The organism is Streptomyces sp. NPDC093510 (assembly GCF_040683555.1).
Lineage (GTDB): Bacteria > Actinomycetota > Actinomycetes > Streptomycetales > Streptomycetaceae > Streptomyces.
In genome coordinates, this window is record NZ_JBFBEE010000003.1 from 57,645 (window position 1) to 79,143 (window position 21,499).

Here is a 21,499-nt window from a genome sequence, read left to right on the forward strand (position 1 = left end):
CCCCGGGGAGGGTGTGCGTCGCGGGTCGAGCCGTTTCCGGTCGGAGCGGGTCGAGCCGTTTCCGGTCGGACCAACTCCCGTACGCGCGAGGGCAGATGGCCGCAAGCGGTCTTCCGTACCGGCGTGTGCGGTGGCACTCTGCCGCCTATGGGGGCATTGAGGCGGTTACGTGGCCGGGTGGTGGCGAAGAGGCGTTCGACGATCGTGTACGCCGTCGGGCTCGCCGGCGCCGCCGCGCTGGGCGTCACCGCGTGCGACCCCGTGGACGGGGGCATGAACACCTCCGCGGTCGCGCTCACCGTCGACGAGATGGGCACCAAGGAGCTGGAGCGGCAGAAAGCCGACGTGGCGTGGCTCAGCTGTACCGCCAGGTTCGACGACAAGGTGACCCCGCGCGGCGAGTCCGCGTCGGCCGACGCGGTGGTGAAGGTGGACTGCCAGGGCGAGACCGACGACGGCAAGGACATCACCGTCAAGGGCACGGTGCACTCCGTCGTCGACAGCGCCTGCGTACGCGGCAACCTGACCGCCGAGGTCGACGGCAAGCAGTGGTTCCGCGTCGATGTCCTTGGCAACTGCGAGGCGGGCGACGGCGATGGGGACGGTGAGGGAGACGGCGGTCAGCCCTCCGGCCCGTCCTCCGAGCAGCCCTCCGATCCGCCCGACTCCCACCGGCCGCCGCCCTCCCACGAGCGGCCCGACCCCGCGCCCACCACCACCGTCACCGTGACCGTCACCCCGGACCCGCCGCCCCGTCCGACCTGCGACTGCGTCCCCGGCAAGTGATCCTGCCCCCTGTCGGCCCGCCGGGAGCCTGCCTAGGCTGGTCGGCGTGACAGAGGCAGCGCACTCCGCGTATCTCCGGTTCCCGCACATCCACGGCGAGTTGATCACCTTCACGGCTGAGGACGACGTATGGGTCGCGCCCCTCGACGGGGGCCGCGCCTGGCGGGTCAGCGCCGACGACATGCCCGTGAACCACCCCCGGATCTCCCCGGACGGTACGACCGTCGCCTGGACCTCCACCCGCGACGGAGCCCCCGAGGCGCACATCGCGCCCGCCGACGGCGGGCCGTCCAAGAGGCTGACGTACTGGGGCAGTTGGAAGACCGCCGTGCGCGGCTGGACCCCCGACGGGCAGGTCCTCGTGGTCAGCGCGGCGGGACAGGCCTCGCTGCGCCGCAGCTGGGCGCGGGCCGTGCCGCTCGACGGCGGACCGGCGGCCACACTGCCGTACGGCATCGTCGGCGACGTCGCGCACGGCCCCGACGGGCAGGTCCTGCTGCTCTCCGCCCCGATGGGCCGCGAGGCCGCCTGGTGGAAGCGGTACCGGGGCGGCACCGCGGGCAAGTTGTGGATTCGGCGCCCCGACGGGGACTCCTTCGTGCGCGTCCACGAAGAGCTCGACGGGAACATCGAGTACCCGCTCTGGGTGGGCGACCGCATCGCCTTCCTCTCCGACCACGAGGACGTCGGCGCCCTCTACTCCTCCCTGCCCGACGGCTCCGACCTGCGGCGCCACACCGCGGTCGACGGCTTCTACGCACGGCACGCCGCCACCGACGGAACCCGCGTCGTCTACATGTCCGCCGGTGAACTCCTACTCCTCGACGACCTGTCGGACGCCGAGCCGCGCCGCCTGGACGTGCGTCTCGGCGGACAGCGCACCGACCTGCAGCCGCACCTCGTGGCCGCCGCCCGCTGGTTCGGGGCCGCCGCGCCCGGCCACACCGGACGCGGCAGCGCCGTCTCCGTGCGCGGCTCCGTGCACTGGGTGACCCACCGCGAGGGTCCCGCCCGCGCGCTCGCCGCCGAGCACGGCGTGCGCGCCCGGCTGCCCCGCACCTTCCGCGTCCAGGGCGAGGAGCATGTGGTGTGGGTGACGGACGCGGAGGGCGACGAGGCGCTCGAGTTCGCGCCGGCCACCGGACCCGCGCCCGGCGCGACCCCGCGCAGGCTCGCCGCGGGACAGCTCGGCCGGGTCCTCGGGCTCGCCATGGCCCCGGACGGCTCCCGGGCCGCCGTCGCCTCGCACGACGGCCGGGTGCTGCTCGTCGAGCGGGAGAGCGGTGAGGTCCGCGAGGTCGACCGCAGCGACGACGGCGAGGCCACCGGGCTCGTCTTCTCGCCCGACTCCTCCTGGCTCGCCTGGTCGCACCCGGGGCCGAGCCCGCTGCGCCAGCTGAGGCTCGCCAACACCGCGGACCTGTCGGTCGCCGAGGCGACCCCGCTGCGCTTTCGCGACTACGCGCCCGCGTTCACTCTCGACGGCAAGCACCTCGCCTTCCTGTCCGCGCGCGCCTTCGACCCCGTCTACGACGAGCACGTCTTCGACCTCGCCTTCGTCGGCGGCTCCCGGCCGCACCTGATCACGCTCGCCGCGACCACACCGTCCCCCTTCGGGCCGCAGCGGCACGGCAGGCCCTTCGAGGCGCAGGACGGCACGGAAACCCCCGACAGCGAGGGCGCGCCCGTCACCCGCATCGACTTCGACGGCCTCGCCGACCGCATCGTGCCGTTCCCCGTCGAGGCCGCCCGCTACACCACGCTGCGGGCCGCCAAGGACGGGCTGCTCTGGCTGCGCCACCCGGTGCGCGGTGTGCTCGGCGCCTCCCGCGCCACCCCGCACGACCCGGAACCCCGGACGGAGCTGGAGCGGTACGACCTCGCGCAGCGCCGCGTGGAGGAACTGGCCGCGGACGCCGACCACTTCGCGGTCACCGGGGACGGCAAGCGGGTCCTGCTGTGGACCGACGGCAAGCTGAAGGTGGTGCCCAGCGACCGGCGCGCCTCCGGCGACGAGGACAGCGACTCGAACATCACCGTCGACCTCTCCCGGGTCCGGCACACCGTCGACCCGGCCGCCGAATGGCGCCAGATGTACGACGAGACGGGCCGCCTCATGCGGGACAACTTCTGGCGGCCCGACATGGGCGGCGTCGACTGGGACGCCGTCCTGGAGCGCTACCGCCCCGTGCTCGCCCGTGTCGCCACCCACGACGACCTCGTCGACCTGCTGTGGGAGGTGCATGGCGAGCTCGGCACCTCCCACGCGTACGTCATCCCCGGCGGTGTCGGCGGCGCGCACCGGCAGGGGCTCCTCGGCGCGGACCTCTCACGCGGCGAGGACGGCCTGTGGCGCATCGACCGCATCCTGCCCTCGGAGGTCTCCGACCCGGCCGCGCGTTCGCCGCTCGCCGGGCCCGGCGTCGCGGCCCGCCCGGGTGACGCGGTCATCGCGGTCGACGGCCGCCCCGTCGACCCGGTCGCAGGGCCGGGGCCGCTGCTCGTGGGCACCGCGGGCAAGCCCGTCGAGCTGACCGTGTCGCCGGCCGGCGGCGGCGATCCGCGGCACGCCGTGGTGATCCCCGTCGACGACGAGGAGCCGCTGCGCTACCACGCCTGGGTCGCCGACCGGCGGAGTTACGTCCACGAGCGTTCGGGCGGCCGCCTCGGCTACCTCCACGTGCCCGACATGCAGGCGCCCGGCTGGGCGCAGATCCACCGCGACCTGCGCGTCGAGGTCACCCGGGAGGGCCTGATCGTCGACGTGCGGGAGAACCGCGGCGGGCACACCTCGCAGCTCGTCGTGGAGAAGCTGGCGCGCCGGGTCGTCGGCTGGGACATGCCCCGGGGCTCGCGCCCGTTCAGCTACCCCATCGACGCGCCGCGCGGCCCGGTCGTCGCCGTCGCCAACGAGTTCTCCGGTTCGGACGGGGACATCGTCAACGCCGCAATCAGAGCGCTCGGCATCGGACCCGTGGTGGGCACCCGCACATGGGGCGGCGTCGTCGGCATCGACAGCCGCTACCGCCTGGTCGACGGGACGCTGGTGACACAGCCGAAGTACGCGTTCTGGCTGGAGGGCCAGGAGTGGGGCGTCGAGAACCACGGCGTCGACCCGGACGTGGAGGTCGTCACCACCCCGGACGACTACGCGGCGGGCCGCGACCCGCAGCTGGACGAGGCGGTCCGCATCGCGCTCGCCGCACTGGAGGAGAGCCCGGCGAAGACCGCGCCGCCCCTGCCCGGCGGGGAGTGACCTCGCCCGGGCACCCGGACGGACGGCCGATAGCATGCCGAACGTAGAGATCTTTCCCATCGTGCTCATGCTCAGCTAGGAGGCGGCCCATGGCGGGCAAAGCGCAAAGCGACTGCCTGTTCTGCAAGATCGTCGCGAAGGAGGTGCCGGCGACCCTCGTCCGGGAGACCGAAACGACCCTCGCCTTCCGCGACATCAACCCGCAGGCGCCCACCCACGTCCTGGTGATCCCCAAGGCGCACTATCCGGACGCCGCGTCGCTCGCCGCGGCCGAGCCGACGATCGCCGCGGACGTGCTGCGGGACGCGGGCGAGGTCGCCGCCGAGGAGCGGGCCGACAGCTACCGCATCGTCTTCAACACCGGTTCCGGTGCGGGCCAGACCGTCTTCCACGCGCACGCGCACGTCCTGGGCGGCCGCGGCCTCCAGTGGCCGCCCGGATAGCGGGGGCCGCCCTCCTTGTCCGTACGTGAACTGGTGGTGCTCGGCACCGCGAGCCAAGTCCCCACCCGGCACCGCAACCACAACGGCTACGTCCTGCTCTGGGACGGCCAGGGCATCATGTTCGACCCCGGCGAGGGCACGCAGCGCCAGATGCTGCGCGCCGGGGTCGCCGCCCACGACCTGCACCGGATCTGCGTGACGCACTTCCACGGCGACCACTCCCTCGGCCTCGCCGGGGTGATCCAGCGCATCAACCTCGACCGGGTCCCGCACCCCGTCACCGCCCACTACCCGGCGTCGGGCCGGCGCTTCTTCGACCGCCTGCGGTACGCGACGGCCTACCGCGAGACCGTGCCGCTCGCCGAGGAGCCGGTCGCCGCGGACGGGCCGCTTGCCGTCACCCCCTCGTACACCCTCGACGCGATGAAGCTCTCCCACCCCGTCGAGTCGTACGGCTACCGGCTCACCGAGCCCGACAGGCGCCGGATGCTGCCCGCGCTGCTCGCCGAGCGGGGCATCACAGGGCCCGACGTCGGGCGGCTGCAGAAGGAGGGCAGCCTCGGCGGCGTGACCCTCGACGAGGTCAGCGAGGTGCGGCGGGGGCAGCGGTTCGCCTTCGTGATGGACACGCGGCTCTGCGACGGCGTGCACGCGCTCGCCGAGGGCTGCGACATGCTCGTCATCGAGTCGACGTTCCTCGACGAGGACGAACAACTCGCCACCGACCACGGCCACCTGACCGCCGGTCAGGCAGCCCGCGTGGCCGTCGATGCGGGCGTGCGCCACCTCGTCCTCACGCACTTCAGCCAGCGCTACCCCGACCCGACCCGCTACGAACAGCAGGCCCGCGCCGCCGGCTTCGACGGCGAACTCACCGTCGCACGCGACCTGTTGCGCGTCCCCCTCCCCAAACGAACCTGAACCACCCCCCCCAGAACTGAGCGAGACCGCACCATGCCGATCCCCAAGGCCGAACTCCACCTCCACATCGAAGGCACCCTCGAACCCGAGCTCGCCTTCGCCCTCGCCGCACGCAACGGCGTCGAACTGCCCTACGCCGACACCGAAGAGCTCCGCAAGGCCTACCTCTTCGACGACCTCCAGACCTTCCTGAACCTCTACTACAGCCTCATGGCCGTGCTGCGCACCGAGGCGGACTTCGAGGAGCTCGCCGACGCCTACCTCGCCCGAGCCGCCGAGCAGGGCGTCCGGCACGCGGAGATCTTCTTCGACCCGCAGGCGCACACGGCACGCGGCGTCCCGATCGCCACCGTCGTCGAAGGTCTCTGCCGCGCCCTGGACCGCAGCGAGGAGCGGCACGGCATCTCCACGCGGCTCATCATGTGCTTCCTGCGCGACCAGTCCGCCGACTCCGCCCTGGAGACCCTGACGGCCGCCGAGCCGCACCTCCACCGCATCATCGGCATCGGCCTCGACTCGGCCGAGGTCGGCCACCCGCCGGCCAAGTTCAAGGAGGTGTACGAGGCCGCCGCCGCCCGCGGACTCCGGCTGGTCGCCCACGCGGGGGAGGAGGGCCCGCCCGCGTACATCACGGAGGCCCTCGACGTCCTGCGCGTCGAGCGCATCGACCACGGGCTGCGCTGCATGGAGGACCCGGAGCTCGTGGAGCGCCTGGTCCGCGACCGGGTGCCGCTCACGCTCTGCCCGCTCTCCAACGTCCGGCTGCGCACCATCGACGTCCTGGAGGAGCACCCGCTGCCGCAGATGCTGGACGCCGGCCTCATGTGCACGGTCAACTCCGACGACCCGGCCTACTTCGGCGGGTACGCCGACGACAACTTCCACGCCGTGCGCGAGGCGCTCGGACTCGACCGGGAGCGGCTGCGCACGCTGGCCAGGAACTCCTTCCTGGCCAGCTTCCTCGACCGGGACGCGGCGGACGAGGCGCTGCGGGCGAAGTACCTCGCCGAGGTCGAGGCTTATTCGTTCGACTGATCGCCAGGGGCCGCGATACGGTCCCGGCATGGACTCCATCGCGCAGATCTACGGCTGACACGGCCCAGTAGGCCCCCGCCCGCCCGCCCGCACAGGGCCGAGGCGGCGGGCCGCCGTGTCTCTCTTCCCTTCCGTAGCTCTCTGTTCCCGGAGGAACACCCATGCCTCGACGGCTCTCCCGTCGCCCTGCCCACATCGCCATGATCGGCGTCCCGATGGTCAGCCACGTGCTGCCGGGACTGGAGATCATCCGCGAGCTGGTGGCCCGCGGCCACCGCGTGACGTACGCCAACGACCCGGCCACCGCGGGTCTCATCGAGCCCACGGGCGCCGAACTCGTCGCGTACGAGTCGACGCTCCCGTTCCGCGACAACATCTGGCCCGAGGACCCGATCGCGGCCAGTGCGCTCTTCCTCGACGACGCGATGGCGGTGCTCCCGCAGCTCCACGCGGCGTACGACGACGATCCGGCGGACCTGTACCTGTACGACATCGGCGCCTACGTCGCCCGTGCGCTCGCCGAGGCGCAGGGGCGGCCGATCGTGCAGCTGTCGCCCACCTACGTGGCGTGGGGCAGCTACCAGGAGGACGTCGGCGCGTACCTCGCCCAACTGCCGGGCGCCGACGCCCTGGAGGCCCGGTTCAAGGAGTGGCTCGCCGGGTCCGGGGCCACGACGCTCGACGTGGCCGAGTTCTCCGGACGCCCGCCGCGCGCGATCGCCACGGTCGCGCGGGCCATGCAGCCCCACGCGGACACCGTCGACCCCGAGCGGATCGACTTCGTCGGGCCCTGCCTCGGCGACCGCGCCCTGCGCGAGAGCTGGACGCGGCCCACGGGCGCGGAGAAGGTGCTCCTGGTCTCGCTCGGCTCGGCGTACACCGTGCAGCCGGAGTTCTACCGGCGGTGCGTGGCCGCGTTCGGGGATCTGCCCGGGTGGCATGTCGTCCTCCAGATCGGCAAGCATGTCGATCGGGCGGAGCTGGGTGACGTTCCGGGGAACGTCGAAGTCCGCTCCTGGGCGCCGCAGTTGGCGGTCCTGGAGCAGGCCGACGCCTTCGTCACCCATGCGGGCATGGGGAGCAGCGGGGAAGGGCTCTTCGCCGGTGTGCCGATGATCGCCGTGCCGCAGGGCGCGGAGCAGCCGATGAACGCGGACCGGCTCGTGGAGCTCGGAGTGGCCCGCCGCATCGACACGGAGGCCGCGACGGCGGACGCGCTGCGTGCCGCGCTGCTGGAGCTGGTCTCGGACCCCGAAGTCGCGCGCCGGTCCGCCGCGTTGCGGGCGGGGGCCCGCGCGGAGGGCGGCGCCGCGCGGGCCGCCGACCTGATCGAGGCGGAGCTTTAGCGCGCCGCCGGTCGGGGCGGTTTCGATGCCGCGGGTTCGCTGTGGCTGGTCGCGCAGTTCCCCCGCGCCTCTTTCGCAGTTCCCCGCGCCTCTTTCGCAGTTCCCCGCGCCCCTTTCGCAGTTCCCCGAGCCCCTTGCCGGGGCTCGGGGTGCTGCCCCATTGACGACCGCTGTTCCCATATCTACTCTCCGTTCTCATGTATGGACACCGTTCCGGCAGTCTCGTCATCACGGACGTCCGCCTCACCCCCGTCCTCGTCGCCGATCCACCGCTGCTCAACACGCAGGGCGTGCATCAGCCCTATACGCCCCGGCTCGTCATCGAGGTGGTCACGGCCGGTGGGGTGACGGGGATCGGGGAGACGTACGGGGACGGGAAGTATCTGGAGATCGCGCGGCCGCTCGCCCGGCGGCTGGTCGGGTGCACGGTCTCCGAGCCGAACCGGCTGTTCACACTCGCGGACGAGACGGCCGTCGACGCCACGCGGATCGACGACGCCGTGGACGTCGGCGGTCTGCGCGGCGTGCAGAGCGCCGACAAGCTGCGGCTCTCCGTCGTCTCCGGGTTCGAGGTCGCTTGCCTGGACGCCCTGGGCAAGGCGCTCGGGCTGCCCGTGCACGCGCTGCTCGGCGGCAAGGTGCGCGACGCCGTGGAGTACAGCGCCTACCTGTTCTACAAGTGGGCCGCCCACCCGGCGGGCGTCGCGAGTGAGCGGGACGAGGGGTGGGGCGCGGCCCTCGACCCGGCCGGCATCGTCGCCCAGGCCCGGCTCTTCGCCGAGCGGTACGGCTTCTCGTCCTTCAAACTCAAGGGCGGCGTCTTCCCGCCGGACGAGGAGGCCGCCGCGATCCGCGCCCTGGCCGATGCGTTCCCCGGCCGGCCGCTCCGCCTCGACCCCAACGGGGCCTGGTCCGTGGAGACTTCGCTGAAGGTGGCGGAGGAGCTCGGCGACGTACTCGAATACCTGGAGGACCCGGCGCTCGGCACACCCGCCATGGCGGAGGTCGCCGCGGGCACGCGGGTGCCGCTCGCCACGAACATGTGCGTGACGACCTTCGAGGAGATACCGGAGGCCTTCGCGAAGGGGGCCGTGCAGGTCGTCCTCTCCGACCACCACTACTGGGGAGGGCTGCGCCGCACCCGTGAACTGGCCGCTGTCTGCCGGACGTTCGGCGTGAGCGTGTCGATGCACTCCAACACACACCTGGGCATCAGCCTGGCCGCCATGACCCACGTGGCGGCGACCGTCCCCGGGCTCGACCACGCCTGCGACTCGCACTACCCGTGGCAGGCCGAGGACGTCCTGACCGCCCGGCCGCGGTTCACCGGCGGGAAGGTCGCCGTCACCGACACCCCCGGCCTCGGCGTCGAGCTCGACCGGGAGAAGCTCGCGGCCCTGCACGCCCGCTGGCTGGACGACGACTTCCGCGCGCTGCGGGAGCGGGACGACGCGGCGGCGATGCGGGTCGCCGACCCGGCGTGGACGACCCCGGCCGTGCCGCGCTGGTAGCCCTCCGTCCGTTACGTTGCCTGCATGGTCGTACCTGTAGAGCCCACCATCGACCCGCTGAAGGCGGCCCGCAGAGCCGGTGATCCGGACTGCGACGTCTACCTCACCGGCACGGTCTTCCTCGACATCATCTTCACCGGCCTCGACTCCGCGCCCGTGCGCGGGACCGAGTCGTGGGCGCGCGGCATGGGGTCGAGTCCCGGCGGCGTCGCCAACATGGCGACCGCGCTCGCCCGGCTCGGCCTGCACACGTCGCTCGCCGCGGCCTTCGGGGACGACCACTACGGGGAGTACTGCTGGGACGCCCTCGAACAGGGCGAGGGCATCGACCTCACCCCGTCACGGACCGTGCCCGGCTGGCACTCGCCGGTGACGGTCTCCATGGCGTACGAGGGCGAACGCACCATGGTCAGCCACGGCCACGAGCCGCCGCCGGACTCCGACGCACCGGACGGGGGCGCCCCCTCGTGCCCGCCACGCGCCCGTGCCGCCGTCGCCTCGCTGACGCCCGGCACCAGCGCCCCGTGGATCGCGCAGGCCGCCCGCAGCGGCACCCGCATCTTCGCCGACGTCGGCTGGGACGACACCGGCCGCTGGGACCTCGCGGCCCTGCCCGACCTGCGGCACTGCGAGGCGTTCCTCCCCAACGCGGAGGAGGCGATGCGCTACACCCGCACGTCGTGCCCCCGCGCGGCGGCGCGGGCGCTGACCGAGCACGTGCCGCTGGCGGTCGTGACGCTCGGGTCGGAGGGCGCGTACGCGGTGGACCGGCGGACCGGCGAGACGGCGGAGGTCCCGGCCATCGAGGTCGAGGCACTCGACCCCACGGGCGCGGGTGACGTCTTCGTCGCGGGCTTCGTCACCGGGACGCTCGCGGACTGGCCCCTCGCGGACCGGCTCGCCTTCGCCGGCCTCACGGCGGCGCTCTCCGTCCAGGAGTTCGGCGGCTCCCTGTCGGCCCCCGGCTGGGCCGAGGTGGGGGCGTGGTGGCGCCGGGTGCGGGAACTGGACGGCCAGAATCCGGTGGCGCTGCGCCGGTACGCGTTCCTGGAGGGCCTGCTGCCGGCGGCGGCACGCCCGTGGCCCTTGCGGCGGGCCGTGCCGACGATCGGCTTCCGGTCGGCGTAGCCGGGGCCCGGGGGAGAGGGGGGAGAGAGGTGAGGCGGACGGGGGAAAAGCCCTACGGTCCCGGGCGTGCCGCGTCGTACTCTTGGCAGTGCAAGGCTGTCGAGCGGCCACCAAGCCCCGCACGAGGAGGATGAGCAGGCCTTCAGAGCCGGCCCATGACTCAGACACCCACGACTCACACCGACCCGCAGGACCAGGCCCGAGCCCACTTCACCGTCCCGGCGAAGCACCCGATGGTGACCGTGCTGGGCTCCGGCGACGCCCTGCTGCGGGTGATCGAGAAGGCCTTCCCGGCGGCCGACATCCACGTCCGGGGCAACGAGATCAGCGCCGTGGGCGCGGCCCGCGAAGTCGCCCTCATCCAGCGCCTGTTCGACCAGATGATGCTGGTGCTCCGCACCGGTCAGCCGATGACGGAGGACGCAGTGGAACGCTCGATCGCCATGCTGAGGGCGGACGAGAACGGCAGCGGCGCGGAGGAGACCCCCGCCGAGGTCCTCACGCAGAACATCCTCTCGTCCCGCGGCCGCACCATCCGCCCCAAGACCCTGAACCAGAAGCGGTACGTCGACGCGATCGACAAGCACACCATCGTCTTCGGGATCGGTCCGGCGGGCACGGGCAAGACGTACCTCGCCATGGCCAAGGCCGTGCAGGCCCTGCAGTCCAAGCAGGTCAACCGCATCATCCTGACCCGGCCCGCGGTCGAGGCGGGCGAGCGGCTCGGCTTCCTGCCCGGCACCCTGTACGAGAAGATCGACCCCTACCTGCGCCCGCTCTACGACGCCCTGCACGACATGCTCGACCCGGACTCGATCCCGCGGCTGATGGCGGCGGGCACGATCGAGGTCGCGCCGCTGGCGTACATGCGCGGCAGAGCGCAACCGGTCTTCACCAATGTCCTTACGCCGGACGGCTGGCGCCCCATCGGCGACCTTCAGGTCGGTGACCTGGTGATGGGCTCGAACGGTGAGCCGACCCCAGTTCTGGGTGTCTACCCGCAGGGCCAGAAGGACATTTACCGTGTCACCGCCCAGGACGGCTCTTGGACGCTGTGCTGTGGTGAGCACCTGTGGACGGTCCGCACGGCGTCGGACAAGCGCCGTGACAAGCCGTGGCGGGTCCTGGAGACCCAGGAGATGATCGGCAACCTCCGCGCGGCCCACGCCCGCCGGTACGAACTGCCGATGCTCACGTCCCCCGTCGAGTTTCCGGAGCGCGAGATCCCCATGGACCCCTACGCGCTCGGTCTACTCCTCGGGGACGGCTGTCTCACCGGCTCCACCACTCCATCATTCGCCACGGAAGACGTCGAGCTCGCCCACGCGCTGGACGCGGCGCTCCCCGGCGTTGCCGTCCGGCACAAGAGCGGGCCCGACTACGTGTTGAACCGGATCAAGTCGCCCGGTGACGTGGTCACCATGGAGAACCCGGTCACCCGTGTCCTGCGCGAGACCGACCTGTTCGGCAGCCGGTCGCACTCCAAGTTCGTGCCGGACGACTACCTGTACAACACCGCAGAGGTCCGTCTCGCCGTACTTCAGGGTCTGCTCGACTCCGACGGCGGTCCGGTCACCCAGGACGACCGCACCTGTCGTATTCAGTACTCGACCGCGTCGATCGTCCTGCGGGACGATGTGATCGCGCTCGTTCAGTCTCTCGGCGGTACGGCCTACACCCGGCGCCGGCCGGCCGAAGGTCATGCACGGAGTACTGCTCTGGCCGCCCATCGCCACGACACGCACGTCGTCGACATCCGCCTCCCCGAGGGCATCGCCCCCTTCCGCCTCCAGCGCAAACTGGACAAGTACCATGCGGCGGGAGGCGGCGGCCGACCGATGCGCTTCGTCGACTCCATCGAGCCTGCGGGCCGCGAAGAGACGGTCTGTATTCAGGTCGCGGCCGAGGACTCGCTGTACGTCACACAGGACTACCTGCTCACGCACAACACCCTGAACGACGCGTTCATCATCCTCGACGAGGCGCAGAACACCAGCGCCGAGCAGATGAAGATGTTCCTCACCCGCCTCGGCTTCGACTCGAAGATCGTCATCACCGGTGACATCACCCAGGTCGACCTGCCGGGCGGCACCAAGAGCGGTCTGCGCGAGGTGCAGCGGATTCTCGACGGCGTGGAGGACATCCACTTCTCGCGGCTCACGTCCCACGACGTGGTCCGGCACAAGCTGGTCGGCCGTATCGTCGACGCGTACGAGAAGCACGACAGCCGCGACGGGAAGTAGACCAGCACCACCATGTCGATCGACGTCAACAACGAGTCCGGAACCGAGGTCGACGAGCAGGCGATCCTCGACATCGCCCGCCATGCCCTCGCGCGGATGCGCATCCACCCGCTCTCCGAGCTCTCGGTGATCGTCGTGGACGCCGACGCCATGGAGCAGCTGCACATGCAGTGGATGGACCTGCCGGGGCCCACGGACGTCATGTCCTTCCCCATGGACGAGCTGCGGCCGCCCATGAAGGACGACGGCGAGCTCCCGCAGGGCCTCCTCGGCGACATCGTGCTCTGCCCCGAGGTCGCCACGCAGCAGGGCAAGGACGCCCCGACGCAGCACTCCATGGACGAGGAGCTCCAGCTCCTCACCGTCCACGGGGTGCTGCACCTGCTCGGTTACGACCACGAGGAGCCCGACGAGAAGGCCGAGATGTTCGGGCTGCAGGCCGCGATCGTCGACGGCTGGCGCGCCGAGAAGGGCCTGACCGGCCCGTCCCCGGCGCCCACGGTCTCGTAGCGCCATGAGCCTTCAGCTGATCGCCGGTGCGGTCGCCCTCGTCGTCGTGGCCTGGCTCGCGGCGTGCGCCGAGGCGGGCATCGCCCGGGTCTCCAGTTTCCGCGCGGACGAGGCGGTCCGCTCCGGGCGGCGCGGCAGCGCGAAGCTCGCGCAGGTCGCCGCCGACCCGACGCGCTACCTCAACGTGTCGCTGCTCGTGCGGGTGGCGTGCGAGATGGCCGCGGCGGCCCTCGTGACGTACGCCTGCTTGCAGGAGTTCGACGAGACGTGGCAGGCCCTCGCGGTCGCCATCGCCGTGATGGTCCTCGTCAGCTATGTGGCCGTGGGGGTCTCCCCGCGCACCATCGGCCGCCAGCACCCGCTGAACACGGCGACCGCTTCGGCGTACGTCCTGCTGCCGCTGGCCCGCGTCATGGGCCCGATCCCGCCGCTCCTGATCCTGATCGGCAACGCGCTCACGCCCGGCAAGGGTTTCCGGCGCGGCCCGTTCGCCTCCGAGGCCGAGCTGCGGGCGATGGTGGACCTCGCCGAGAAGGAGTCGCTGATCGAGGACGAGGAGCGCCGCATGGTGCACTCCGTCTTCGAGCTGGGCGACACGCTCGTGCGGGAGGTCATGGTGCCCCGCACGGACCTGGTCGCCATCGAGCGGTTCAAGACGATCCGCCAGGCGCTCACCCTCGCGCTGCGCTCCGGTTTCTCGCGCATACCCGTGACGGGCGAGAGCGAGGACGACGTCGTCGGCATGGTGTATCTGAAGGACCTGGCGCGGAAGACGCACATCAACCGGGACAGCGAGTCCGAGCTGGTGTCGACGGCGATGCGCCCGGCCACGTTCGTGCCGGACACCAAGAACGCGGGCGATCTGCTGCGGGAGATGCAGCAGGAGCGCAATCACGTGGCCGTGGTCATCGACGAGTACGGCGGTACGGCGGGCATCGTGACCATCGAGGACATCCTCGAGGAGATCGTCGGGGAGATCACCGACGAGTACGACCGTGAGCTGCCGCCGGTCGAAGCGCTGGCGGACGGCTGCTACCGCGTCACGGCGCGGCTCGACATCGGCGACCTGGGCGAGCTCTTCGGCTTCGACGAGTTCGACGACGAGGACGTGGAGACCGTCGGCGGTCTGCTCGCCAAGCGTCTTGGCCGCGTCCCGATCGCGGGGGCGTCGGCGGTGGTGCCGCTGCCGGACGGGCGGGGGCTCAAGCTCACCGCGGAGTCCGCCGCGGGCCGCCGGAACCGGATCATGACGGTGCTCGTGGAGCCCGCAGACGCCGATGCCGGGGGCGGCGCGGAGAAGGCCGGGGAGGCCGGGTGACGCCCGAGGACCTGCGCGCGTTCTGCCTCTCCTTCAACGGCGCGGTCGAGGAGTTCCCGTTCACGCCGGAGATCTCCGTCTTCAAGGTGGCCGGGAAGATGTTCGCGCTCACGGCCCTCGACGGCAGCCCGCTCACCGTCAACCTCAAGTGTGAGCCGGACCTCGCCGACCGGCTGCGGGCCGCGCACCCGGAGATCGTGCCGGGCTGGCACATGAACAAGCGGCACTGGAACACGGTGACGGTCGACGGCGGGCTGCCCGACCGGCAGATCAGGGAACTCGTCGAGGATTCCTACGACTTGGTGGTCGCGGGTCTGCCGCGGGCGGAGCGGCTGCGGCTCGACCGCCCCTGAGGGGCGTACGCGACCCGGAGCGCTCTGTGCAGAGTGGCCCGTCAGCCCCTCGCCAGCGGGGTGGTGGGGCGGGCAGAATGGAGTGACAGGCGGATCCGAAACGCTCCCACTCCGGGCTGCCGGCCAAGGGAACTCGGAGTGGAAACGTCTTGTGCGATGGCGTCCGCCGTGTCCGGCCTCGGCCCTTTCGGGTCGGGGCCGGCCGTGTGTCACACGTGTGGCAGTACCCACTTCTCGAAGCACTCGCCGAGCACTACGAGAAGACTGGCCCACGGAGCCGCGTGTGCGGCCCAGTCGGTCCACGTGCGGGTGACACGACGCCCGTCCGGCTTGTCAGCCATGGGGCTTGTTCTCCTTCCTGGTTCCACTCCCAGTCGTGGATACCGCGGCGCCCCACGAACGGGTGGCAGCAGGAAGGGGGAATCGGATGAGTCGGCCGACCAGCGAGCCGGGAGGCCGGCGACACTCGTTGGAGTGAGTTCCCCGCTGGTCGTGATGATCTTCAACCTCCTTACCCTGTCGGCCAGTTGAAGCAAGCTACCCCTCCGCACCAGCGTAGCCCGCACTTCGCCACGTGGGTAGTGCCATACAGCACCTCGCGGAGGTAGGGGTCCGGTTCCAGAGCTCGCTGAATGCGATATAGCTTTCCGGGAGCTGTCGACCGGACAGCCCTCAGCGGTTGCCGCTGCGGGAAACCTCAGGTCTCCTGACAGTGGCGTGAACTGTCGTCCCGGAAGGTCTCGATGAGTAAGCTGCTAGTCTGCTATGTTGCACCTCGCACGGTCCAGTTGGGGGTGGAGCCATCATGAACGTGCCAAGTGCGGCACTTCAGCGGCTGCGGCTGCGCACCGAGCTCCGCAAGGCGCGGACCGCCGCACAGCTGACGCAGCGTCAGGTCGCGGCCAAGATGGAGTGGAGTCCCTCCAAGCTGATCCGCATCGAGGCCGGTGAAGTCGGCATCTCCGTCAACGACTTGAGGCCCCTGCTGGATGCGTACGGCATCCGCGACCGGCGCAAGATCGAGGAGCTGCTCGATCTCGCCCGCGGCAGTCGGCGCATGCCCTTCAGTGAGTACCGCGACCTCTACAGCAAAGAGTTCCTGCAGTTCCTCGCCCTGGAGTCCTCCGCCTCGATCGTCCGGCACTACGGCGCACTGCTGATGCCGGGCTCGCTGCAGACCGAGGAGTACGCGCGCGCGATCATGCTCTCGTACGAGAAGGACATCCCCGAGGAGCGCCTGGAACGCAGCGTGGAAGTGCGCCTCACCCGGCAGGATCTGCTCACCTCGGGCGGCCGGGAGGTCTTCTACATCCTCGACGAGGCGGTCGTGCGCCGGCACGTCGGCGGGCGAGGGGTGATGCGTGCCCAGCTGGAGCGGCTCGCGGAGCTGGCGGAGCGGCCGGGTGTCACCATCCAGATCCTGCCGTTCAGCGTCGGCGCCCACGCGGGCATCCAAGGCCCCTTCAGCCACTTCGAGTTCGGGGTGGACGAGATGCCGGACTCGCTTCATCTGGAGAACCCCCGCGGCGACTCGTACGTCACGGACGCCCCGGAGGAGACCGGCCGTTACCTTGAGCGGTTCTGGGAGCTGGAGGACCTCGCCATCAAGGACGACATGCCCGCCCTGCTGCGCGCCCTCGCCGTCAGGATGGGTGAGGGCACGGACGACCTGGAAGTGCTGACCAGGGAGGCCGTGCCGCAGGAGGCCCCACGGGAGGTTCCGCAGGCGTAACTCCCCCTGGACCACGCCACCTTGGCGAGAAACGCCTCGTTCATATTCGTATGACGCCCCGTTATTCTGGAAGAGGTGCTGCGTGTCCCTGCACCAGCCGCGCGGGGGAAGCGACGGCTGGCCTTCCGCACCCGGGGTGGAGGAGAAGCGTGGGCGGCTCATGGACGTGGCGCAAGAGCAGTGCGAGTGACGGTCCCGGCGGTGCCTGCCTGGAGGCGGCCTGGACCGGTGAGTCGGTCCTCGTGCGTGACTCCACCCGCCGCCGGGGTCCCGTGCTCGTCTTCGGCCCCCGGGCCTGGTCGGCCTTCCTCGCCCTGGCCGGGGCGCCGGAGCCGCGGAGTTCGACGACGGCCCGCCTCTGAGAGAGGCCGGGCCGTCGGCATGCCGGGTGGTGGTGGGTGTCAGGCGCGCGAGGCGCCCCGGCGCAGGCCCAGGAAGACCAGCGCCGCCGTCACGAGCACCACCGCCGCGTCGATCGCGAGGACCGTCCGGGTGCCCGCGAGCAGGTCGGGGCCCGTCGTCGCCAGGACTCCGAGCAGCGGGATGCCGATGGTGATGCCCACCTGCTGCGTGGAGGTGACCAGGCCCGTCGCCAGGCCCTGCTCCCCGTCGGGAACGCCTGACGTGACCGTCACGCCGTACGAGACGATCGCGCCCAGGTGGCACATGCTCGCCAGTGACACCGCCGCTGTGGCCGGCCACACCGACCAGCCGCTCTCACCGATGCCGAGCAGCGTCGTCACGAGCACGCCCTGGCCGACCATCGAGCCGACCAGCGTGCGGTGTGCCCCGAAGCGGCCGATGACCCTCGGCGCGTACGCGCCGGCGATCACCGAGAGGACACCCTGCACGCCGAAGACCAGGCCGGTCTCGAAGGCGGAGAGGTGCAGGATCTCCTGGAAGTAGAGGGTCAGCACGAACACGACCGTCGTCATCATCGAGAACGTGACCAGGCCGCCGATGTTGCCCCACGCCACCGTGCGGCGGCGCAGCATCGGCAGCGAGACGAGCGGCGAGGCGGCGCGCGACTCGACGTATCCGAAGGCCGCGAACAGGACGACGCCCGCCGCCAGCGTCACGATGACGTCCGGGCCGCCGAAGCCCCGCTCGGCCGCCGTGGAGAGTGCGTAGATCAGGGAGAGCAGACCGCCGGTGACCGTCGCGGCGCCGGGGATGTCCAGGCGGGGGCGGTCCGGGGTGCGGGACTCCGGCAGCAGTCCGGGTGCCAGCGGCAGCACGATCAGGACGAAGAGGGTCAGCAGGCCCATCGTGGAACGCCAGCCGAGCGTGTCGGTCAGTACGCCGCCGAGCACCATGCCGACGGTGAAGCCGAGCGAGAGCAGCGTGCCGGAGATGCCGAGCGCCCGGTCGCGCTGCGGCCCCTCGGGGAACGTCGTCGTCAGGAGCGACATGCCGGTCGGCACGATCGCCGCCGCACCCACGCCTTGCAGCGCACGCGCGGTCAGGAACGACGCCGGGTCCCACGCGAACGTGGCGAGCAGCGAGGCCAGACCGAAGAGGGCCAGACCCGAGAGGAACAGCTTGCGGCGCCCGAAGAGGTCACCGGCCCTGCCGAAGAGGAGCAGGAAGCCACCTGAGGGCAGCGCGAAGGCGGTCACCGCCCACTGCAGCGCGGAGTGGCTCATGCCGAGGTCGGCGCCGAGCACGGGCAGCGCCACGTTCAGCACGGAGAAGTCGAGCGCGACCATGAACTGGGCCGCGCAGAGCACGAAGAGGACGAGCTTGTCGCGGGTGGACAGCTTGGGGTTCCGGGGTCGCGGCGCCGGTGGCGCGGCCTGTGGGGACGGGGCAGTGGTGGTGTCGATCGCCATGGTCAAGAGCTTGCGACGGCCGGAATAGACGTGGGGAGCGGGAACTTATGCTGGTGGTCGGAACACCAGTCAGGGCTTGGGGGAGCGCCTCATGGCAGCAACAGCGTCGGTCACCTCATCGGGCACGGACGCCTCGAAGGCGCACCGTCTCGCGGAACTGCGGGAGTTCCTGATGAGCCGTCGCGCGCGGATCAGCCCCGCGGAGGCCGGACTCCCGGACGGCGGCGCCCGTCGGCGCACGCCGGGTCTGCGCCGCGAGGAGGTCGCCGTGCTCGCCGGGGTCGGGGCGTCCTGGTACCAGTGGCTGGAGCAGGGCCGCGACATCTCCGTGTCGCCGCAGGTCCTGGACTCCGTGGCGCGCGTCCTGAAGCTGAGCGGCGCCGAGCGGCGTCATCTGTACGTGCTGTCCGGGCTCAACCCGCCGCGGCCCGAGGTCGCCAGGGACGACCGGGAGATGTGCGAGGGGCTGCACCGGCTCATCGACACGTGGATGCCGCAGCCGGCGCACATCATGGACGCGTACTGGAACTGTGTCATGTACAACGACGCGGCCGCAGCCGTGCTCGGCATGCGCTCGGAGACCCCCGAGAACTGTCTCCTCACCTTCTTCACCGACCCCATCTACCGTGCTCGCGTCAAGAGTTGGGAGCGGAACGCTCCGGGGCTCGTCGCGATGTACAGGGCCGCCTGCTCGGAGCTCCCCGACGACGACGGCTTCGCCGCGGTGATCGCCGAGGCGAAGTCGGTGAGCCCGGAGTTCGCCGAGCTGTGGGAGCGGCGGGACATCCTGCCCGCCGGGCAGGTGACCAAGGAGATCCAGCACCCGGTGGTGGGCCCGCTCTTCCTGGAGTCCACGCAGCTCAAGGTGCCGGCCAGGCCCGACCTCACCATCGTGCTGCACACGCCGCTGCCGCACGCCGAGGTGGACACGGCGGGCAAGCTGGCGTGGCTGGCCTCGCCCGAGGGGCGCCGCGGGTCGATCCATCCGGTGGCGATGTGACGGGGCGTGCTCCGTATGCTCGGGGCATGACTGAGAGCGCCGCGCTTGACCCCGAGGACCGCAAGATCGTCACCCTGGCCCGTTCGGCCAGGGCCCGCAACGGTGTGCCCGAGGGGGCGGCCGTGCGGGACGAGACGGGCCGTACGTACGTGGCGGGAACCGTCGCTCTCGACTCGCTCCAGCTGTCCGCGCTGAGGACGGCGGTTGCGATGGCGGTGGCGTCCGGGGCGGAGTCCCTGGAGGCGGCGGCGGTCGTCTCCGGCACGGAGAAGGTCTCCGACGAGGACCTCGCCGCGGTCCGGGACCTGGGCGGGGCCGGGACGCCGGTGTTCCTCGCGGGGGCGGACGGGGAGGTCCGGGAGCGGGTCGAAGCGGGCTGAGGTCACGGGCCGGGCGCCGTCACACCGCGTCCGGGCCCCGTTCTCCCGTCCGTACCCGCACCACCGTCTCCACCGGGACCGCCCACACCTTGCCGTCGCCGATCTTGCCCGTGTGGGCGGCGCGGACGATCGCGTCGATGACCGGGTCCGCGTCCAGGTCCGGGACCACCACCTCCACCCGGACCTTGGGCACCAGGTCGACCTGGTACTCCGCGCCGCGGTAGACCTCGGTGTGGCCGCGCTGGCGGCCGTAGCCGCTGGCCTCGGTGACCGTCAGGCCGTGCACGCCCAGTTCCTGGAGGGCCGACTTCACCTCGTCCAGGCGGAACGGCTTGATGACCGCGGTGATCAGCTTCATGCGACGGGGCTCTCCTTCTTGGCCGGGGCCTTGACCGAGGCGGAGCCCACGGGGCCCGCCAGGACGCCGTGATCGTAGGCGCTCTCCGCGTGCTGTGTCTGGTCCAGGCCCGTCAGCTCGTCCTCGGCCGACGCCCGGAAGCCCATCAGCCGGTCGACGGCCTTCCCGATGCCGTACGTGACGGCGAACGTGTACGCCGCCACCGCCCCGACCGCCACCGCCTGCCTGCCCAGCTGCGCCGCGCCGCCGCCGTGGAAGAGGCCCTCCGCGCCGTCCGTCATCGTGGCCGTCGCGAACAGGCCGATCAGCAGCGTGCCGATCACACCGCCCACCAGGTGCACGCCGACGACGTCGAGGGAGTCGTCGTAGCCGAGGCGGAACTTCCACGCGACGGCGTACGAGCAGACGACGCCCGCCGCGAGGCCGATCGCCGCCGCGCCCGGGATGCCGACCACACCGCACGACGGGGTGATCGCGACCAGGCCCGCCACCGCGCCCGACGCCGCACCGAAGGTGGTGGGGTGGCCGTCGCGCCGCTGCTCGACGAAGAGCCAGCCGAGCAGGCCCGTGCACCCCGCGACCAGGGTGTTGAGGAGGGCCGCCGCGGCGAGGCCGTTCGCGCCGAGGGCGGAGCCGCCGTTGAAGCCGAGCCAGCCGAACCAGAGCAGACCCGCGCCCATCAGGACCATGGGCAGGTTGTGCGGCCGCATCGCCTCCTTCTTGAAGCCGATGCGCGGCCCGAGCACCAGACACAGGGCCAGCCCCGAGGCGCCCGACGCGATCTCCACGACCAGGCCGCCCGCGAAGTCGAGGGCGCCGAGCTTCTGCGAGATCCAGCCGTCCGGCCCCCACACCCAGTGCGCCACGGGAACGTATACGAGAAGGGTCCAGACCGGTACGAAGACCAGCCAGGCCGCGAACCGGGTGCGGTCCGCGACCGCGCCGCTGATCAGCGCCGCCGTGATCACCGCGAAGGTGAGCTGGAAGGTGGTGAAGAGGAGTGTCGGGACCGTGCCGGTGAGGGAGCCGGGGCCGATGCCCGCCATGCCGGCGTGGTCGAGGCCGCCGATCAGCCCCGCGAAGACGTCGTCACCAAAGGCCAGCGAGTAGCCGGCGGTCAGCCACACCACGGTGACCAGGGCGATCGAGACGAACGACATGAGCAGCGTGTTCAGGACGCTCTTCGTGCGGACCATGCCGCCGTAGAAGAGGGCGAGGCCCGGCGTCATCAGGAGGACGAGCGCGGTGGCCGCGAGCAGCCAGGCGGTGTCGCCCGTGTCGAGGTGGGGGGCGGCGGAGGTCGTCATGGGGGGAGAGCGTCACGGGCGCGCGTTTCGTAACGGGCAC

General features: G+C 71.7%; 20 protein-coding genes. 16 read left to right on the forward strand and 4 right to left on the reverse strand.

Features of this window, described 5'->3' with window-relative positions; translation table 11 throughout:
* Nucleotides 1-180 precede the first annotated feature (180 nt).
* The 12 genes from AB0N81_RS05040 to AB0N81_RS05095 all read left to right on the forward strand — a co-directional run bounded on the left by AB0N81_RS05040 (nucleotide 181) and on the right by AB0N81_RS05095 (nucleotide 14,850).
* Complete coding sequence (locus AB0N81_RS05040; protein ID WP_365355773.1) at nucleotides 181-786, forward strand: hypothetical protein; 606 nt, start codon at nucleotides 181-183, stop codon at nucleotides 784-786.
* 46 nt (nucleotides 787-832) lie between these two features.
* Nucleotides 833-4,042: a S41 family peptidase gene (locus AB0N81_RS05045; protein ID WP_365355775.1), complete on the forward strand. Its 3,210-nt coding sequence runs from the start codon at nucleotides 833-835 to the stop codon at nucleotides 4,040-4,042.
* 89 nt (nucleotides 4,043-4,131) lie between these two features.
* Nucleotides 4,132-4,485, forward strand: a complete 354-nt coding sequence (locus tag AB0N81_RS05050; RefSeq protein WP_365355777.1) for a histidine triad nucleotide-binding protein — start codon at nucleotides 4,132-4,134, stop codon at nucleotides 4,483-4,485.
* Nucleotides 4,486-4,500: 15 nt separating this feature from the next.
* Nucleotides 4,501-5,406 (forward strand): ribonuclease Z, encoded by a 906-nt coding sequence (locus AB0N81_RS05055; RefSeq protein WP_365355779.1) that lies wholly within the window; start codon nucleotides 4,501-4,503, stop codon nucleotides 5,404-5,406.
* Between the two features lie 33 nt (nucleotides 5,407-5,439).
* Nucleotides 5,440-6,441 (forward strand): adenosine deaminase, encoded by a 1,002-nt coding sequence (locus AB0N81_RS05060; RefSeq protein WP_365355781.1) that lies wholly within the window; start codon nucleotides 5,440-5,442, stop codon nucleotides 6,439-6,441.
* 161 nt (nucleotides 6,442-6,602) lie between these two features.
* Nucleotides 6,603-7,787, forward strand: coding sequence for a macrolide family glycosyltransferase (locus tag AB0N81_RS05065; RefSeq protein WP_365355783.1), 1,185 nt, complete (start codon nucleotides 6,603-6,605; stop codon nucleotides 7,785-7,787).
* 197 nt (nucleotides 7,788-7,984) lie between these two features.
* Nucleotides 7,985-9,298, forward strand: a complete 1,314-nt coding sequence (locus AB0N81_RS05070; RefSeq protein ID WP_365355785.1) for a glucarate dehydratase family protein — start codon at nucleotides 7,985-7,987, stop codon at nucleotides 9,296-9,298.
* Between the two features lie 24 nt (nucleotides 9,299-9,322).
* Entirely contained in the window at nucleotides 9,323-10,426 is a 1,104-nt protein-coding gene (locus AB0N81_RS05075) for a PfkB family carbohydrate kinase (RefSeq protein ID WP_365355787.1), read from the forward strand.
* Nucleotides 10,427-10,581: 155 nt separating this feature from the next.
* Nucleotides 10,582-12,669, forward strand: a complete 2,088-nt coding sequence (locus tag AB0N81_RS05080) for a PhoH family protein (RefSeq protein ID WP_365355789.1) — start codon at nucleotides 10,582-10,584, stop codon at nucleotides 12,667-12,669.
* Between the two features lie 12 nt (nucleotides 12,670-12,681).
* Nucleotides 12,682-13,179 carry an rRNA maturation RNase YbeY gene (gene ybeY, locus AB0N81_RS05085; RefSeq protein ID WP_365355791.1) on the forward strand — a complete coding sequence of 166 codons (498 nt, stop codon included), beginning with the start codon at nucleotides 12,682-12,684 and terminating at the stop codon, nucleotides 13,177-13,179.
* 4 nt (nucleotides 13,180-13,183) lie between these two features.
* Nucleotides 13,184-14,497, forward strand: coding sequence for a hemolysin family protein (locus AB0N81_RS05090; RefSeq protein ID WP_365355793.1), 1,314 nt, complete (start codon nucleotides 13,184-13,186; stop codon nucleotides 14,495-14,497).
* Entirely contained in the window at nucleotides 14,494-14,850 is a 357-nt protein-coding gene (locus AB0N81_RS05095; RefSeq protein WP_365355795.1) for an MmcQ/YjbR family DNA-binding protein, read from the forward strand. The genes AB0N81_RS05090 and AB0N81_RS05095 overlap by 4 nt, the downstream gene beginning before the upstream one ends.
* Before the next feature lie 209 nt (nucleotides 14,851-15,059).
* On the opposite strand, the gene AB0N81_RS05100 is transcribed toward AB0N81_RS05095, so the two are convergent.
* Entirely contained in the window at nucleotides 15,060-15,191 is a 132-nt protein-coding gene (locus tag AB0N81_RS05100; protein WP_365355797.1) for a hypothetical protein, read from the reverse strand.
* A gap of 464 nt (nucleotides 15,192-15,655) precedes the next feature.
* Here AB0N81_RS05100 and AB0N81_RS05105 point away from each other — a divergent pair, with 464 nt between their 5' ends.
* Both AB0N81_RS05105 and AB0N81_RS05110 read left to right on the forward strand, forming a co-directional pair.
* Nucleotides 15,656-16,582: a helix-turn-helix transcriptional regulator gene (locus tag AB0N81_RS05105; RefSeq protein WP_365355799.1), complete on the forward strand. Its 927-nt coding sequence runs from the start codon at nucleotides 15,656-15,658 to the stop codon at nucleotides 16,580-16,582.
* Nucleotides 16,583-16,731: 149 nt separating this feature from the next.
* Entirely contained in the window at nucleotides 16,732-16,944 is a 213-nt protein-coding gene (locus AB0N81_RS05110; protein ID WP_365355801.1) for a DUF397 domain-containing protein, read from the forward strand.
* Nucleotides 16,945-16,983: 39 nt separating this feature from the next.
* On the opposite strand, the gene AB0N81_RS05115 is transcribed toward AB0N81_RS05110, so the two are convergent.
* Nucleotides 16,984-18,414 carry an MFS transporter gene (locus AB0N81_RS05115; protein ID WP_365355803.1) on the reverse strand — a complete coding sequence of 477 codons (1,431 nt, stop codon included), beginning with the start codon at nucleotides 18,412-18,414 and terminating at the stop codon, nucleotides 16,984-16,986.
* Between the two features lie 91 nt (nucleotides 18,415-18,505).
* Between AB0N81_RS05115 and AB0N81_RS05120 the strand changes: the two genes are divergently transcribed.
* Together AB0N81_RS05120 and AB0N81_RS05125 are read left to right on the forward strand one after the other, a co-directional pair.
* Nucleotides 18,506-19,414, forward strand: coding sequence for a helix-turn-helix transcriptional regulator (locus AB0N81_RS05120; RefSeq protein ID WP_365355805.1), 909 nt, complete (start codon nucleotides 18,506-18,508; stop codon nucleotides 19,412-19,414).
* 26 nt (nucleotides 19,415-19,440) lie between these two features.
* Complete coding sequence (locus AB0N81_RS05125) at nucleotides 19,441-19,794, forward strand: cytidine deaminase (RefSeq protein ID WP_365355807.1); 354 nt, start codon at nucleotides 19,441-19,443, stop codon at nucleotides 19,792-19,794.
* A gap of 19 nt (nucleotides 19,795-19,813) precedes the next feature.
* On the opposite strand, the gene AB0N81_RS05130 is transcribed toward AB0N81_RS05125, so the two are convergent.
* On the reverse strand, nucleotides 19,814-20,152 hold the full coding sequence (locus AB0N81_RS05130; RefSeq protein WP_365355809.1) for a P-II family nitrogen regulator: 339 nt from the start codon (nucleotides 20,150-20,152) through the stop codon (nucleotides 19,814-19,816).
* Nucleotides 20,149-21,459, reverse strand: a complete 1,311-nt coding sequence (locus AB0N81_RS05135) for an ammonium transporter (RefSeq protein WP_365355811.1) — start codon at nucleotides 21,457-21,459, stop codon at nucleotides 20,149-20,151. Before AB0N81_RS05135 ends, AB0N81_RS05130 begins: the two co-directional genes overlap by 4 nt.
* Nucleotides 21,460-21,499: the final 40 nt, after the last annotated feature.